Annotated in this window: 17 protein-coding genes; 10 read left to right on the forward strand and 7 right to left on the reverse strand. The window is 64.6% G+C overall.

Going from position 1 to position 15,799, the window contains the following annotated elements; translation table 11 throughout:
• Window positions 1-8: 8 nt before the first annotated feature.
• Window positions 9-296, reverse strand: a complete 288-nt coding sequence (locus ACQPYR_RS01715; RefSeq protein WP_433626789.1) for a DUF6191 domain-containing protein — start codon at window positions 294-296, stop codon at window positions 9-11.
• A 144-nt stretch (window positions 297-440) separates the two neighbouring features.
• Here ACQPYR_RS01715 and ACQPYR_RS01720 point away from each other — a divergent pair, with 144 nt between their 5' ends.
• Together ACQPYR_RS01720 and ACQPYR_RS01725 are read left to right on the forward strand one after the other, a co-directional pair.
• The gene (locus ACQPYR_RS01720) at window positions 441-656 is read left to right on the forward strand and encodes a hypothetical protein (protein ID WP_387294069.1); all 216 of its coding nucleotides are present in this window, start codon (window positions 441-443) and stop codon (window positions 654-656) included.
• A gap of 163 nt (window positions 657-819) precedes the next feature.
• Window positions 820-1,020: a hypothetical protein gene (locus ACQPYR_RS01725; RefSeq protein ID WP_063047073.1), complete on the forward strand. Its 201-nt coding sequence runs from the start codon at window positions 820-822 to the stop codon at window positions 1,018-1,020.
• Window positions 1,021-1,050: 30 nt separating this feature from the next.
• Here ACQPYR_RS01725 and ACQPYR_RS01730 read toward each other — a convergent pair whose 3' ends face one another.
• Window positions 1,051-1,557 (reverse strand): EamA family transporter, encoded by a 507-nt coding sequence (locus tag ACQPYR_RS01730; RefSeq protein ID WP_433626791.1) that lies wholly within the window; start codon window positions 1,555-1,557, stop codon window positions 1,051-1,053.
• A gap of 244 nt (window positions 1,558-1,801) precedes the next feature.
• Between ACQPYR_RS01730 and ACQPYR_RS01735 the strand changes: the two genes are divergently transcribed.
• Window positions 1,802-1,987: a hypothetical protein gene (locus ACQPYR_RS01735; RefSeq protein WP_433635448.1), complete on the forward strand. Its 186-nt coding sequence runs from the start codon at window positions 1,802-1,804 to the stop codon at window positions 1,985-1,987.
• 188 nt (window positions 1,988-2,175) lie between these two features.
• Here ACQPYR_RS01735 and ACQPYR_RS01740 read toward each other — a convergent pair whose 3' ends face one another.
• On the reverse strand, window positions 2,176-4,473 hold the full coding sequence (locus tag ACQPYR_RS01740) for an MMPL family transporter (RefSeq protein WP_433626794.1): 2,298 nt from the start codon (window positions 4,471-4,473) through the stop codon (window positions 2,176-2,178).
• A 232-nt stretch (window positions 4,474-4,705) separates the two neighbouring features.
• On the opposite strand from ACQPYR_RS01740, the gene ACQPYR_RS01745 reads away from it, so the two are divergent.
• The 5 genes from ACQPYR_RS01745 (at window position 4,706) to tgt (ending at window position 11,046) form a co-directional block, all read left to right on the forward strand.
• Window positions 4,706-5,299 carry a TetR/AcrR family transcriptional regulator gene (locus tag ACQPYR_RS01745; protein WP_433626797.1) on the forward strand — a complete coding sequence of 198 codons (594 nt, stop codon included), beginning with the start codon at window positions 4,706-4,708 and terminating at the stop codon, window positions 5,297-5,299.
• Window positions 5,300-5,337: 38 nt separating this feature from the next.
• Window positions 5,338-5,832, forward strand: a complete 495-nt coding sequence (locus tag ACQPYR_RS01750) for an RrF2 family transcriptional regulator (protein WP_433626800.1) — start codon at window positions 5,338-5,340, stop codon at window positions 5,830-5,832.
• Window positions 5,833-5,937: 105 nt separating this feature from the next.
• Entirely contained in the window at window positions 5,938-7,746 is a 1,809-nt protein-coding gene (locus tag ACQPYR_RS01755) for an ABC transporter ATP-binding protein (RefSeq protein ID WP_433626803.1), read from the forward strand.
• Entirely contained in the window at window positions 7,743-9,656 is a 1,914-nt protein-coding gene (locus ACQPYR_RS01760) for an ABC transporter ATP-binding protein (protein ID WP_433626806.1), read from the forward strand. The genes ACQPYR_RS01755 and ACQPYR_RS01760 overlap by 4 nt, the downstream gene beginning before the upstream one ends.
• 154 nt (window positions 9,657-9,810) lie before the next feature.
• Window positions 9,811-11,046, forward strand: a complete 1,236-nt coding sequence (tgt, locus tag ACQPYR_RS01765) for a tRNA guanosine(34) transglycosylase Tgt (protein ID WP_433626809.1) — start codon at window positions 9,811-9,813, stop codon at window positions 11,044-11,046.
• Between the two features lie 523 nt (window positions 11,047-11,569).
• On the opposite strand, the gene ACQPYR_RS01770 is transcribed toward tgt, so the two are convergent.
• The gene (locus ACQPYR_RS01770) at window positions 11,570-12,352 is read right to left on the reverse strand and encodes a queuosine precursor transporter (protein ID WP_433626812.1); all 783 of its coding nucleotides are present in this window, start codon (window positions 12,350-12,352) and stop codon (window positions 11,570-11,572) included.
• Window positions 12,353-12,381: 29 nt separating this feature from the next.
• Here ACQPYR_RS01770 and ACQPYR_RS01775 point away from each other — a divergent pair, with 29 nt between their 5' ends.
• On the forward strand, window positions 12,382-12,894 hold the full coding sequence (locus tag ACQPYR_RS01775; protein ID WP_433626815.1) for a DUF4190 domain-containing protein: 513 nt from the start codon (window positions 12,382-12,384) through the stop codon (window positions 12,892-12,894).
• Window positions 12,895-12,960: 66 nt separating this feature from the next.
• On the opposite strand, the gene ACQPYR_RS01780 is transcribed toward ACQPYR_RS01775, so the two are convergent.
• Genes ACQPYR_RS01780 through ACQPYR_RS01790 form a run of 3 tightly spaced genes read right to left on the reverse strand, consistent with a single transcriptional unit; the run spans window position 12,961 to window position 15,149 of the window.
• The gene (locus ACQPYR_RS01780) at window positions 12,961-13,662 is read right to left on the reverse strand and encodes an RDD family protein (protein WP_433626818.1); all 702 of its coding nucleotides are present in this window, start codon (window positions 13,660-13,662) and stop codon (window positions 12,961-12,963) included.
• Between the two features lie 45 nt (window positions 13,663-13,707).
• Window positions 13,708-14,640, reverse strand: a complete 933-nt coding sequence (gluQRS, locus tag ACQPYR_RS01785; protein WP_433626820.1) for a tRNA glutamyl-Q(34) synthetase GluQRS — start codon at window positions 14,638-14,640, stop codon at window positions 13,708-13,710.
• A 20-nt stretch (window positions 14,641-14,660) separates the two neighbouring features.
• Complete coding sequence (locus ACQPYR_RS01790) at window positions 14,661-15,149, reverse strand: DUF309 domain-containing protein (protein ID WP_433626822.1); 489 nt, start codon at window positions 15,147-15,149, stop codon at window positions 14,661-14,663.
• Between the two features lie 419 nt (window positions 15,150-15,568).
• On the opposite strand from ACQPYR_RS01790, the gene ACQPYR_RS01795 reads away from it, so the two are divergent.
• Window positions 15,569-15,778 (forward strand): DUF397 domain-containing protein, encoded by a 210-nt coding sequence (locus ACQPYR_RS01795; RefSeq protein WP_433626824.1) that lies wholly within the window; start codon window positions 15,569-15,571, stop codon window positions 15,776-15,778.
• Window positions 15,779-15,799: the final 21 nt, after the last annotated feature.

A 15,799-nucleotide genomic window follows, 5' to 3' on the forward strand; every position in this document is an offset into this window, starting at 1 on the left:
CGGTCCGGTTACTGCCGCGGATCCTGCCGCGGCAGGACAACGGTCTGCCGGTCCAGGTCGACCCCGACCCCAGGCGGCGCACCTTGTGCTTCCTCGTCGCGCAGCATCGACACCGAGTCCCGGTGGTCCAGTTCCATCCGCTTCGTCCCGTAGAACATGGCGGTGAACTCGTCGGTGAAGGTGCCGGACACGGGGTTGCGGCGCTTGCGGCGTTTTCGGGTCAGGGCTTCGTAGAGGGCGACGGCCATCAGCAGTAGGACCCAGCAAGGGATGGACCAGCCCAGGAAATCCGCCATGTGGCAGCAACGAACCCGTCGGCTGCGGAGTTCCTGGGTAAGTCGGCGGCGGGCGGGTATACGGCGATTAGGTAAGCGCGGGGAGGGTGCGCAGCGATGATGCGGTGCAGTACGAGCCGCGCGCGATTGATTCGCGAGAGTTAGATGAGAGAGCCCTATTTTCGATTCGGCGGTCTGCTGGTGCTGATCTGGCTGGTGATCGGCGTCGTTGCCGCGGGCCAGCGACACTATTTCGACAGCGGTCCGGTCAATTGCGCCGGCTTCGGCACGATTGCGGTGACGGTGATCGCCGGCCCGCTCAACTATATGGGTGTGAACCCGAAGATCTCCGACTGCAATGTGCCCCAACCGAGCCAGTAATGCGTGAGGGCTGAGTTCCGAGGGTTCGGCCACCCTCAGGGCTCAGGGCGTGCTCTGCCGGGCGGCGACATGCCGTGCGGTCGGGCGCGCCCGACCGCGCCCGGCAAGATGCGACAATTCGCTGAAACCCGTGCGCGCGGTTTGCGGGAGAGATATGGGCGAGATGAAACTTGGCAGCGTGCTGATCGTGCTCTGGTTGGTCGTCGGCGTTGTCGCCTCGGGGCAGCGGCACTATTTCGACAGCGGTCCGATCAACTGTGCGGGCTTCGGCACGATCGCCCTGACCGTCCTCGCGGGCCCGCTCAACTACATGGGCGTGAACCCGAAGATCGCCGATTGCAATGTCCCGCAACCGAGTCCCTAGATCGGCGTCGGCTCCAGATCCCGCTGCGGCTCAGGAGCTTTCGTCGAACCACTGCCGGAAGCCCCGCCGAGGCGATGATGACGAGGCCGATACCCGCGCACTGAACGAGCGCGAGATCTTCGCCGAGCAAAAGCAGTCCCGCCGCGGCCGCGACCCGGCTACCACCGTCCACACCAGGTCGCGCGGGCGACGCGAGGCGATGACCGCGACGGTGAGCGGTCCAAGGAAATCCAGGGTGACCGCCACACCGAGCGGTATGCGTTCGATGGCGGCATAGAAGCACAGATTCATCCCGGCGACGGCGACACCGAGGCCGATGATGCCGGGTAGTGCCGCGCGGTCGACGGGTAGCGAGGGCCGCCACAGCAGCAGTGCGATGGCGCCGGCGAAGGCCAGACGCACGCTTGCCGCCGTGCCGGCGCCGATGATCTCGAACAGATACTTGGCCAGGCCGGCACCCAGCTGGATACTGACCATAGCGGCGAGGATGAGGATGGGCGCGGGCACCGCGCGAGCCGCGCGTGGCTGAACCTTCACAGCCCGAAAGCTAGGTGTCCTAAGTAAATGACGATGGACTGGTCGGTTTCTCGAAAACGGTGCTTACCTTGCCGATCGATGCCCGATCTGTGGTGATCGGCACAAGTGCTCATCCGGCCGGAGAGTGATCGTCTCGCGTGCGGGTATCCGAGTTGGTACGCGAGTGCGAAAGGAAGCGATGACTATGCGCGAGCGTGTGACCCATCCGAGACCAGCGCCTTCCGCTGGTGCGCGACTGTTTGCGATGCTTCTGATGATCTGGCTGGCCGTCGGCGTTATCGCCGCAGTTCAGCGCCACAACTTCGACAGCGCCCCGATCAACTGTGCCGGTTTCGGCACCATTGCCGTGACGGCACTGGCCGGTCCGCTCAACTACATGGGGGTGAACCCGAGGGTCGAGGAGTGCGACCTTCCGCAGCCCAGTCAGTAATGCCTGTTCTCCCACCGGAATTCGAGTTGTCATCGGTGGATTCCAGTGGGAGCGTTACCAATTCGAAACTCAGCCGCCCCGCACCGGCTGTCGCACCTCGTCGCGCGCCGGCCGCCCGCTCATCTCGATGGTGAACGCACTCGGCCCCGCACCCGAATCCGGGTGCGGGGCCGAGCCGGGAGTTCCGATCAGCTCACGCCGACGGGCACCCGCACTGTCTCCGCGGACCGCTGCTGCAGCTCACGCAGCTTCGCGCCCTCCACGTCGATATCCGGCAGGATCCGATCCAGCCACTTCGGAATCCACCAGGACCACTTGCCCATCAACACCAGCAGCGACGGGATCACGATCATCCGGACGATGAATGCGTCGATCAACACACCCGCCGCCAGCGCGAAGCCGAACGACTTCGCCGTGACATCGGTTTCCAGCAGGAAGGAACCGAACACCGAGATCATGATGACCGCGGCCGAGGTGACGACCCGGGCGCCGTGGTGATACCCGGCGACCATCGCATCCTTCGGCGACTTGCCGTTGACGAACTCCTCGCGCATCCGGGTCACCAGGAACACCTGGTAATCCATGGCCAGACCGAACACCAGACCGATCAGCATGATCGGCAGGAAGCTGACCAGCGGATGCGGATCCTCGATCAGTCCGAGCTTGCCCTGCTGGAAGATCAGCACCGTCGCGCCGAAGGTGGCCGCCATGGAGAGCAGGAACCCGAGCGCCGCGGTCAGCGGCACCAGGATCGAGCGGAATACCAGGATCAGCAGCAGGAATGCGGCACCGGCCACGATCGCCAGATACGGCACGATCTTGCTCAGCAGCACATGGTCGACATCGGCAAAGATCGCCGTGGTGCCGGTGATGCCGTATTCGATGCCGTACTCGGACTGCATCTGCGCTTCGGCATCGCGGGCGTCACTGACCAGATCCTTGGTGGCCTGGTTGTTCGGACCCGACTTCGGCACGCCGTCGAGCAGTGCGCCCGCCTTGTCCTCACCGCTCCACTTGGGCTCGGTCACGTAATCCATGCCCGGGTACGAGGCGAGCTTGGAGCGCAGCGCGGTTACCGCGGCCTCGCGTCGGTCGGCGGGCACCTTGGTGAGGTCGACCGCGACATTCAGCACACCGTTGCTGCCCTCGCCGAAGCCCTCGGTGCGCAGCTCGTAGGCCTTGCGGATGGTCGAGGTCTTGGGCTGGCTGTCATCGCCCGGCAGGCCGAGGTTCAGCCCGGCGGCGGGTGCGGCGAGCAGACCGAGCACGACCACGCTGAGCAGCAGTGTCACCGCGGGCGCCCGGCCGATCAAACGGCCGACGCGCATGCCGTTGGTGACCGACTTGTCGTCCTCGGGATCGTGCTGGGCCACGAGCGGCAGCTTCGGCTTGAACAGGAACCGGCCGAACGCGCCGAGCAGCGCAGGCATCAGCGTGATGGCGGTGAGCACCGCGAACGCCGCGGCGATCGCACCACCCAGACCCATGAACGTCATGAACTGGACGCCGACGATGCTGAGTCCGCCGAGTGCGATGATGACGGTCAGACCGGCGAACACCACCGCCGAACCCGCCGTACCGAGTGCGGTACCGGCCGCCTCCTCCGGCGAATCCTGCACTGCCAGTTCGTGTTTGTAGCGCGACACGATGAACAGCGCGTAGTCGATCGACAGGGCGATGCCGATCATGGACGCGAGGAAGGTGGTGAAGCTGGGCACCTCGATGATCGAGGTACCGAGGAAGATCAGCGAGGTGGCCGCGCCGAGGCCGACGATCGCGGTGATGATCGGCACGAAGGCGGCGACGATGGCGCCGAAGGCGATGATCATGACGACCAGCGCGATGCCCATGCCGATCTGCTCGGACTTACCGCTGGGTCCCTCGTTCTTCTGCGCGATCGAGCCGCTCATCTCCACCTGCAGCCCGGCATTGCGGGCGTCGCTGGCGATGTTGTAGGCCGCTTGGCGCTGCTCGTCGGTGACGTCGGTGAACTTCTTGATGGTGAACGGGACGCTGAAGAACGCGACCGAGTCGGGCGCCGTCTTGCTGAGCACGTTCAGCGGTGCGCCACTGCACTTGGACGGATCCGGGTCGGTGATGCAGCCCGACTTCTCGGCCGCCTCGACCGGATCCATTACCGGCTTGCTGTGGTCGACGATGTCGAGCGTGCCGAGCTTGGCGATGAAGGCCTCGAGCGCCGCCCGGTTCGCGGGATCGGTCAGCTTCTGCCCATCGGGTGCGGCAATGACATAGGTGCCGGTGACGGCGTCGAATTTGAAGGCGTCGGAGGCGCCGGGAAAGTGCTTGTCGAGAATGTCGTTGGCACGGGCGGACGGCAGCGCCGGCATGCTGAAGTCATTGGTCATCGGCTCCTTGAGCTGCGCGCCGAGGCCGCCGAGCAGCAGGAAGAGGACAATCCAGACCGGGAGCACTATCCATTTCCGGCGGAAAGCGAACTTCCCCCATCTATACAGATAAACGGACACGAAAGGGTTCTCCTTTTCGAGCGACCTGCAAGAAGTCACTAGGGATGGCTGGTTACGTGCTGAGTCGTGGCGCGTAGACAGCACTCGCGGGGATTGCCCTGCCTACCCCCGCCTCCATTGACGCTTTCTGCCTACCGTGCGGTAGGTAGACTACCCAGGAGCTAAGCGGAGGTACAACCTCAATTCTGGTGGCAACGTTAGCTCAGCGCATAAGTGGTGAGAGGATCATCCCATGATTGTTCGTGACGCAGGCGACGCTGTTGTCGCAGGTGGCGGCACAAAAATGGCAATTCGCGACGCTGCGGTAAAGCTGTTCGGGGCCAAGGGTTTCGAACAGACGAGCCTGCGCGAGGTCGCGGATGCGGTAGGAATCACAAAGGCTTCGCTCTACTATCACTACGCCTCGAAGTTAGATCTATTACTGGCGATCGTCGATCCGATTGTCGATCACATGCGCTCGGTGGTCGAGGATATCGATGCCGTCCCGCACGACGAGGAGGGCGTGCGCGCCGTGTTGCGCGCCTATCTGCGCGGCATGATCCGCCATCGCGACGCGGGTGCGCTGTGCGTGCGCGACACCGTCGCGATCATCAATGTCATGGCCGACCGGTATCCGGACATGCTGGATTCCACTCGGGTACTGCGCGAATGGCTCGCCGGACCCGGCGCCGACGATGTCGCCAAGCTGCGCGCCAGTGCGGCGCTGGAAGTGCTCGGAGTCGCGCTGCTGTCCACCGAACTCGTGCCCGGGGTGGAGGATTCGGTGGTGGAACGCATACTTCTGGACGCGGCCACCTGTGTGCTGACCGGCTGCCATACCGCGTAGATTCGTTCGAACACCGAAGAGGCCAGGGAGTAGCCGCCGTGCACATCACCGCGAGGGTCGATTACGCGGTGCGGACCCTATTGGAGATCGCCCGCGCACCGCAGATCCACGGTGCGTCGGATCGGGTCGCCGTGCAGGTCGCCCCGGTGGTGAAGGCCGACGCGATTTCGACCGCGCAGCATATTCCGCCCAAGGTGCTCGAGACCGTACTCGCCGAATTGCGCAGAGCTGATCTGGTCACCAGTAGGCGCGGCCCGGACGGCGGCTATTGGCTGGCCCGCCCGGCCGCGCAGATCTCCATCGCCGATGTGATCCGCGCGATCGAGGGCCCGCTGGCCTCGGTGCGCGGCGAGCGTCCGGAGGATGTGCGATATCCGGGTGCGGCCGAACCGTTGCAGCGGGTGTGGATCGCGCTGCGGGTGAATATTCGTGCGGTGCTGGAGAACGTCTCCATCGATGACATCGCGCGGGACCGGCTGCCGGGATTCGTCAGCACACTCACCGAGGATCCAGGTGCCTGGGCGCGGCGATAATTCGAATCGAACTACACCCGGCCGAAAGCCGCACGCGCGAACATCGCTGCTGGTCAGGAATGTTCGCGACGGACCGCGCGGATTGCCGGTAGCCTCCTTTTCATCATGCTGATCAGACTGCTTCGCACTCATCTGGCCCCCTACCGGGCCCAATTGGCGGGCGTCGTCGGCCTACAACTCATCTCGGTCATCGCGATGCTGTACCTGCCGACCCTGAACGCCGACCTGATCGATAACGGTGTCACCAAGGGTGATATCGGCTACATCTGGACCACCGGTCTGTGGATGCTCGCCGTCACCGGCGTGCAGATCATCGCCTCGGCCTGCTCGGTCTACCTCGGCGCGCAGGCCGCGATGGGCGCGGGTCGGGATCTGCGCGGCGCGGTGCTGCACCGGGTCGGCACCTTCTCCGCGCGCGAGGTCGGCATGTTCGGCGCGCCCTCGCTTATCACCCGCAATACCAACGATATTCAGCAGGTTCAGCTGTTGATCGTGATGTCGGCCACCATCCTGGTGATGGCGCCGATCATGTGCATCGGTGGCATCTTCATGGCGCTGCGCGAGGACCTCGGGCTGTCCTGGCTGCTGCTCATCGCGGTGCCCGCACTTGCCATTTCGATGGGTGTCATCGTGGCGAAGATGGTGCCCGGCTTCCGCGATATGCAGCACCGGATCGATGAGGTCAACCGGGTGCTGCGCGAGCAGATCACCGGTATCCGGGTGGTGCGCGCGTTCGTGCGCGAACGGCAGGAGACCTGGCGCTTCGGCGTGGCCAACACCGAACTCACCGAATCCTCGCTGCGGGTCGGGCGGCTGATGGCGCTGATGTTCCCGCTGGTGATGCTGATCAGCAATATCACCGCGGTCGGGGTGATCTGGTTCGGCGGACATCTGATCAACGAAGACAAGATGCAGATCGGCTCGCTCACCGCGATGCTGTCCTACATCATGCAGATCCTGATGGCCGTCATGATGGCCTCGTTCCTGGCCATGATGGCGCCGCGCGCGGCCGTGTCGGCCGACCGGATCGGTGCGGTACTCGAGACCGAAACTTCGGTGCTGCCGCCGCGGCTGCCGCAGCCGTTCAAGGGCGATCCGGCGCAGGTAGATCTGCAATTCGCCGAATTCGCCTTTCCCGGCGCGGAGAAACCGGTGCTGTCCGCGATCCGGTTCCAGGTCGAGCCGGGTACGACCACGGCGATCGTCGGTTCCACCGGCGCGGGCAAGACGACACTGCTCAATCTGATTCCCCGGCTCATCGATGTGACCGATGGCGCGGTCTACGTCGGCGGTACCGATGTGCGTCACATCGATCTCGAAGTGCTGCGCGAACAGATCGGGCTGGTGCCGCAGAAGGCATATCTGTTCTCCGGCACGATCGCGAGCAATCTGCGCTACGGCAATCCGGACGCCAGCGACGAGGAACTGTGGCGATGTCTGGAGATCGCCCAGGCCGCCGACTTCGTGCGCGATATGCCGCAGGGTTTGCAGACGCCGGTCGCGCAGGGCGGCACCACTGTTTCGGGTGGACAGCGTCAGCGGTTGGCCATCGCGCGGGTGCTGGTGAAGAAGCCGCGGGTCTACCTGTTCGACGATTCGTTCTCCGCACTCGATGTCGCCACCGATGCCCGACTACGCGAAGCATTGCGGCCGGAGACCAGGGATGCCTCGGTAATCATTGTGGCGCAACGGGTTACCACCATCCGCGATGCCGATCAGATCGTGGTGCTCGAAGACGGCATGACAGCCGCGATCGGCACTCATGAGCAGCTGATGCGCGATTGCGCGGAGTACCAGGAGATCGTCGCCTCGCAGCTCGGCGCCGATGAGGCCGTCGTGCTCGGCAAGCGCAACGTGGTGCCGCCCGATGCGAGCGGTGACGGGTATCGGACCCGGCGGGAGGAGATCCGATGAGACCCGGAGCGGTGAATCCCGGTGCGCCGGATGCGAAAGCGAAATCGTTCGGTCCGTCGCTGCAGCGGTTGTTGCGCAGGCTGGCGCCCGAGCGAGTGTACGTCGGCGTGATCGTCGGACTCGCGATCATCTCGGTGGTGCTGAATACGCTCGGCCCTTACATCCTCGGCAAGGCCACCAACGTGGTATTCGATGGTGTCGTCGGCCGCCGATTGCCGAGTGGCATCACCAAAGAAGAGGCGATCCAGCGCCTGCGGGCCGCGGGCGACAACACCTTCGCCGACATGCTCGGCGCGATGGATGTCACCCCGGGTGTCGGTGTGGATTTCGGCGCCGTCGGCCGGGTGTTGATGCTGGTACTGCTGCTCTACATCGGCGCCGCGGTCTTCAGCTGGCTGCAGTCCTTCCTGCTCAATATCGTCATCAACCGCACCGTGAAGCGGCTGCGCAGCGATGTCGAGGAGAAGATCCATCGACTTCCATTGCGCTACTTCGATTCCACGCCGCGCGGTGACCTGCTCAGCCGCGTCACCAATGACGTGGACAATGTGTCGCAGACCCTGCAGCAGACCATGAGCCAGCTGATCCTCTCGCTGTTCTCGGTGGTCGGCATCCTGATCATGATGTTCTGGATTTCGCCGCTGCTCGCGTTGATCGCCCTGCTCACCGTGCCCGCCGCGATCGTGGTCACCACGCAGATCGCCAAACGCTCCAAACCGCACTTCGTGAACCAGTGGAAGTACACCGGCATGGTGAACGCCCAGGTCGAGGAGGCCTTCACCGGGCACGAGGTGGTCACCGCATTCGGCCGCAACCGCGAGGTCGGTCAGGAATTCGACAAGCGCAACAACGATCTCTACGAGTCGAGTTTCAAGGCGCAGTTCATCTCCGGGCTGATCATGCCCGCGATCATGTTCCTCGGGAACGTGAACTTCGTGCTGGTGGCGCTGGTCGGCGGCCTGCGCGTGGCGACCGGCAATCTGTCGCTCGGTGAGGTGCAGGCCTTCATCCAGTACTCCCGGCAGTTCAGCCAGCCGCTGACCCAGATCGGCGCGATGGCCAACCTGCTGCAATCCGGTGTCGCATCGGCCGAGCGGATCTTCGAGATCCTCGATGCCGAGGAGCAATCGGCGGATCCGGTCATGGAGAACACCCGTCCGGTCGATCGCGGCCGGGTCGAGTTCGAGGCGGTGTCGTTCCGCTACGAACCGGAGACGCCGGTCATCGAGCGGCTGTCGCTGGTCGCCGAACCGGGACATGTGGTCGCCATCGTCGGTCCGACCGGTGCGGGCAAGACCACCCTGGTGAATCTGCTGCTGCGGTTCTACGAACTCGACGCGGGGACCATCACCATCGACGGCGTCGACATCACCGAGATCACCCGAGATCACCTGCGTTCCAGGATCGGCATGGTGCTGCAGGACACCTGGCTGTTCAAGGGCACCATCCGGGAGAACATCGCCTACGGCAGTCCGAATGCGAGCGAGGCGGATATTCTCGAGGCCGCCCGCGCCGCCTATGTCGACCGCTTCGTACACGCGCTGCCGCACGGATACGACACGGTCATCGATGAGGAGGGCTCGGGCGTGAGCGCTGGTGAGAAGCAGCTGATCACCATTGCCCGCGCCTTCCTGGCCAAGCCGTCCATCCTGGTGCTCGACGAGGCGACGAGTTCGGTCGACACTCGCACCGAGGCGCTGGTCCAGCACGCGACCGCGGCCCTGCGCCGGGACCGCACCAGCTTCGTCATCGCCCACCGCCTGTCCACCATCCGCGACGCCGACCTGATCGTCGTCATGGAGGCCGGCCGCATTGTCGAACACGGCAACCACGAGCGCCTCCTCGAAGAACGCGGCGCCTACTACCGCCTGTACAACGCCCAGTTCGCCGCGGCCGCCGCCGAGGCCTGACCCGCGGTGCCGCATACCGGGCAGCTATCGCGCATAACGGGTGCGCCCATTGCCAGGATGGTGGTGAGACACATCGTGTGCAGTGGGCGCGATGCCTGTCGGCTGTGGACAGCGTGGTGCGGGGCACTACCGACTGCCTGAGAGGATGTACGGCGTGGCTGATCCCGGAGCTTTCTCGTTCACCGTCGGTACCCGCATCCCGGGGCGACACGGTCGAACGGGCATGATCGGCACACCGCACGGTGATATCGCGACGCCCGCATTCATTCCGGTCGGCACCAAGGCGACGGTGAAGGCGGTGCTGCCCGAGACCATGAAGGAACTCGGCGCGCAGGCGCTACTGGCGAATGCCTACCACCTGTACCTGCAGCCGGGCCCGGACATCGTGGACGAGGCGGGTGGGCTGAGCGAATTCATGAACTGGCCCGGCCCGACCTTCACCGACAGCGGCGGCTTCCAGGTGATGTCGCTGGGTGTCGGCTTCAAGAAGGTACTGGCCATGGAGGCGGTCGACGTCCGCAGCGATGACGTGATCGCGAAAGGCAAAGAGCGCTTGGCCACCGTCGACGATGACGGCGTTACCTTCCGCTCGCACCTCGACGGCTCGAAACACCGGTTCACTCCGGAGGTTTCGATGGGCATCCAGCATCAACTCGGGGCGGATATCATGTTCGCCTTCGACGAGCTGACCACCCTGCTGAATACCCGTGCCTACCAGGAGAAGTCGCTGCAGCGCACACACGAATGGGCACAGCGCTGCATCGACGAGCACGAACGGTTGACCGCTGCGCGCACCCATCGCCCGTATCAGGCGCTGTTCGCGGTGATCCAGGGCGCGCAGTACGAAGACCTGCGGCGCAAGGCCTGTCGGGAACTGGAATCGCTGCGCGGCAGTGCCGGATCGGGTTTCGACGGCTACGGCATCGGCGGCGCACTGGAGAAACACAATCTCGGCGCCATCGTCGGCTGGTGCTGCGACGAACTGCCAGAGGACAAGCCGCGCCATATGCTCGGCATCAGCGAACCGGAGGACATCTTCGTCGCGGTGGAGAACGGAGCGGACACCTTCGACTGTGTGAACCCGTCCCGGGTCGCACGCAATGCGGCGATCTACGTCGCCGAGGGCAGATTCAATATCAATACCGCCAGATTCCGCCGCGACTTCACCCCGATCGACGACACCTGCGACTGCTACACCTGCGCGAATTACACCCGGGCCTATATCCATCACCTGTTCAAGGCCAAGGAGATGCTGGCCTCGACGCTGTGCACAATTCACAACGAGCGCTACACGATTCGGCTCGTCGACCGGATTCGCGAGAGCATCGAGGGCGGCTGCTTCGACGAGTTCAAGGCCGAAACGCTAGGCCGCTGGAAAGGTCGTGTCTAATTGCCGCGCCTTCGGCGCGGCGTGTTCGCGGCCCCCTGGTGTCTCGCGGCTGACCCTTTCGAGCGACCTGCAAGCAGTCGCTAGCGGCGCCGTCGAGACTCGCGCCTGCGGCGCATGCGCTTCGACGGCTCGGACGCGAGACGGGCCGCGAACGGTCGCTCGTAAGACTCGCTCCGTGGTGGTTGGGAAGGGCTTGGATCCTTACTGCTTCAGCGCTGTCTGGTGGTTACCCCGGGGCCGGTCGGGCACCTCGCGATGTGTCGGGAGCGTCGAGACGGTCGCGAACGGTCGCGAACGGTCGCGAACGGTCGCGAACGGTCGCTCGTAAGACAGAGAGGATGTGTGGCTGGGAAGGGGCTTGGATTCTTACTGCTTCAGCACTTCTGGTGACTACCCCAGGTTCGCTCGAGCACCTCGCGATGCGTCGGGAGCGCCGACTCGGATGCGAGACGGGCCGGAACGGTCGGTCGTAAGACGCGCTCCGTTGTGGTTACGCTCGAGCGAGCCTGCGGCGTAGTAACTTTCAGCTCAGGAGCGCGGGAGCTTCGCGTGGCGCGTAGCTCGGCTCGTGCTTCTTCAGGAAGGCGATCACCCGGTAGGTGATCGGCAGCACGATGACCTCGGCGAGCGTCTTCCAGACGAAGCCGACGATCACGTAGTTCACGAACTGTCCCCAGCTGTCGATGCCGATGGCGGTGGCCGCGATCGAGCAGAAGATCAGCGTGTCACCGAATTCGCCGACGACCGTGGAGCCGATCAGCCGCGCCCACAGGTGCTTCTCCTTGGTCTTCTCCTTGATGAATACCAGCGAGGCCGAATTCAGCATCTCGCCGACGAAGTACCCGGCCAGGCCCGCGGCGACCAGCTGCGGGGTGGTGCCGATGACGGAGCGGAAGGCTTCCTGATTGTCGTAGAAGGTCGCGGCGGGCAGCTCGATGGCGATCTTGAAGCAGATGACCGCGAGCAGCAGGATGGCGAAGCCGTAGTAGATGGCGCGGCGGGCGGCCTTGAAGCCGTACACCTCGCTCAGGACGTCGCCGATGATGTAGGCCAGGGGGAACAGGAACCACGCACCGTCGGTGGAGATCGGCAGGATCTCGATGGGGCCCAGCTTCACCGAATGATCGGTGAAGAATTGGACGCCTTTGGTTGCGCAGATATTCGAGATGATCAGCGTCGCGGTGAACAGGGCGACGACGGGGGTGTAGTAGCCCCGCGCGGCGACGGCGAATGCCGCGTGGGCCGCTGCGGGGCCCCCAGATTCTGGGTGTTCTTCGACTGTTTTGGACTCACTCACGCGCTTCATCCAACCAGGTTGTGGAATAGGCTGTACCAATGACGAATCCCGGCGATTCCGACGAATGGTGGAAACAGTACGGCGGCGAAGGCGTGTCGCCGGAGGCTGGCTCCCAGGGGTCGGTACCGCAGTACCCCTCGGCACCGCAGTACCCTTCCGCGCCGCAGTACCCGCAGCAGCCGGCTCCGACGCCGCCACCTCAGCCGCAGTCGCAGTACCCGAGCTACCCGCAGCAGCCGGTCGCCGGCCCGCAGCAGCCGTATCCGCAGACCCCGGCCTATCCGGGCGCATATCAGCCGTACGGCTATGCGCAGCAGGCCCAGGGGACTAATGGCCTGGCAATCGGTTCGCTGGTCGCCTCGGTGGTCGGGCTGTGCACCTGCATCGGTTCGATCGTCGGGATCGTGCTCGGTGTCATCGCACTCAACCAGATCAAGGAGCGCGGACAGGAGGGCCGCGGCCTGGCGCTGGCCGGTATCTGGGTGGGCGCGGGCGGCATCGTGCTCGCCATCGTCTACGTGATTCTCAACGTCGCGCTCTCGACGACATAGGACTCGAAAACATCAGGGGCGCTCCCGATTCCGGGAGCGCCCCTGAGTTGTATCCAGGTTCGGCGATCAGGCCTTGACGACCTGGGTGCCGCCGGCGAACTTGTCGTGCCAGCCCTGCTTGTTCGGGTCCTGCGAGGTGGTGATGATCATGTAGATGACCAGGCCGAGCTCGGCCAGGCCACCGATGCACGGGATGATGCCGAGGGCGACATAGAGGTTGCGCTTCAGCGAAACCTCCGGGCTGATCTTCGCCGCACCGCCGGGCGCGACGACCTTGAGGCCCACGATCTTCTTGCCGAGGGTGGTGCCCTGCGAGGTCTCCATGCCGACGAAGTACCCGAGCGCCGCGATAGCGCCGACCAGGCCGGTCACAATCTGCCCACCGAGTCCGGAGCCCACGATCAGCGAGATGATGACGGCGACCGGGATGCCGACGATCAGGTGATCGATGACACGGGCGCCGATGCGGGCGCCGATATCACCGGGCTGTCCGCCGTATCCGTATCCCGGCTGCTCGCCATAGGGCTGCTGGGGGTAGGGCTGCTGCTGGCCGTAGGGATCCTGCGGCTGCTGTCCGTATTGCGGTTGCTGGCCGTACTGGGGCGGCTGCTGTCCGTATTGCGGCTGCTGGCCGTACTGGGGCTGCTGTCCGTACTGCGGCGGCTGCTGGCCGTACTGGGGCTGTCCACCCTGCGGGTACTGCTGGCCGCCTGGGTATTGTTGCCCGCCTTGCGGATATTGGTTGGGGTCGTACCCACCGCTTGTCATATGTGTGTCCTCGTCAGTGATCAGTAGATCGGTCGCTTGCGTACGTTACGGACATCGCGCGGGTTGCAACAACCCATTCTCATCGAGTATCCACGGTTCCTGGGTCAGATCGGCCGGGTCGAACCCGTCGAGTAGTTCGGCGGGCGAAATCGGGGGATAGCCCAGCGAACTGGCCAGTGCGGCCGCGACGCGATCGGGTGTGTTGCCGAGGGCGAGCTGATCGGCGAGTGTCACCGCGCCGTCGCGCTTGGCCAGTCGCTTGCCCGCGGCATTCAGCACCAGTGGCACATGTGCGTAGTGCGGTACCGGAAGGTCGAGCAGCGTCGCGAGATAGGCCTGACGTGGCGTCGACGGCAGCAGATCGTCACCGCGGACCACCTGATCGATGCCCTGCTCCGCATCGTCGACGACGACGGCCAGGTTGTACGCCGGAATTCCGTCGCCGCGGCGCAGTACGACATCGTCGACGGGGCCGCGGTAGCGCCCGTGCAATTCATCGGTGATCTCGAATTCGGTTGCGTGCGCACGCAACCGCAACGCGGCCGGGCGTCCGTCGGTGCGATGCTCGGCCCGCTCGGCTTCGGTCAGATCACGGCAGGTGCCCGGATAGTGGCCGAGCGGTCCGTGCGGTGCGGTCGCGGCCTGCTGGATTTCCCTTCGGGTGCAATAGCACTCGTAGGTGAGCCCGGCCGCGGTGAGTTGATCGATCGCCGCTCGATAGTGCGGCAGCCGGTCGCTCTGCCGGACTACGGGGCCGTCCCAATCCAGTCCGATCGCGGCGAGATCCGCCAGTTGGCGTTGTTCGGCGCCCGGCCGGACGCGATCCAGATCGTCGATCCGGAGCACGAAGCGGCGTCCGGTCGATCGCGCGAACAACCAGGCCAGCACCGCGGTGCGCAGATTTCCGATGTGCAGATCGCCCGACGGGCTCGGGGCATACCTGCCTGCTGGATTTCTGATTACTGGCACGTTTGCCATGCTAGGGGTTCCGGCGCGGGTCACCGGATCAGCAACTGCGGCTTGAGTCGGTCTTCGGTGATGGAGGTTCCGCTGTCGAGGGCAGCAAGCAGGTCCTCGGCGTGCGCGATGAGACCCGCGTGGTCGATTCCGTACGGCACAGCAGTGTTTCGGTCGGCCTCATAGGCGCGCAGCCGGGTCACCGCACGGGTGAGCAGCGTGCGCGCGCCCTTCGGATTCGCGCGCTGGATGTGGGTGAGGCCGACCGCATATTGCGCTAGACCCTGCCACAGCATCCTTTCGGCGAACGGCCCGTTCTTCCATGCGGCCTCCAATACCTCGTGTGCGTTGAATGCCAGGCCGTCATCCAGCAGTTGCTGGGCGTAGGAAAGGGTTTGCTGGGGCGGCAGATTCAGGTCGTCCGGAATTCGCGGCACCCCGACGCTGCCGACGGGCAGCGGCCGCCCGAACCGGTCGCGTGGGCGGGGATTGCGTGCGCGACCTGCCTCGTCGCGCGGGCGTTCGACCATGCTGCCCATCATCCACGGACGGAGTCGAAGGCGTCCACCCGAGTTGGTTCGATCACGATTAATTGACGGATCACGGAGCAATCACATCCCAAAAAGTTTGCTGCCCAGCAAACATATGAATGAATGTCATCTTCCGGCAATGTTCCCGCAACTCCTCATCTTCGCAAGATTGGCAAATGCGAGCATTGAATGGGCAAGAGATCGGCAAATTCTCGAGGAACCTGCTACTGTTTACCGCGCGGGGGCGACCCCGCGAGGTGAATTCACCTCGAAGTGCAGTGCGATCACGACGCACCGTGAAAGTCGCGCGCTTTGGCAAGGCGCACCGCGGGATTCGGCGTTCCGCGCCGGATGCCGGTGCTAGTTAGAACGATGTCAGAAGAATATCTCGTTCTCGACGCAGCAAAGGAGCTAGTGCCGTGGAAGTTGACTTGACGGGCGCTGTGTGGCGTAAGAGCACATACAGCGGCCCCGACGGGAACTGCGTGGAAGTCGCATTTCTCGTCGACGGCAACGTGGCGGTCCGCGACACCAAAGACAACGGCTATGGTCCGTTGTTGGCGTTTACGCCCGGCGAGTGGAACGCGTTCCTAAAAGGAATGTCGAGGGGGGAGTTCGGCCGCGCCTGAAAAACAGGTACGTCCGAGCCA

It is taken from the genome of Nocardia sp. CA-120079 (assembly GCF_050955745.1).
GTDB lineage: Bacteria > Actinomycetota > Actinomycetes > Mycobacteriales > Mycobacteriaceae > Nocardia.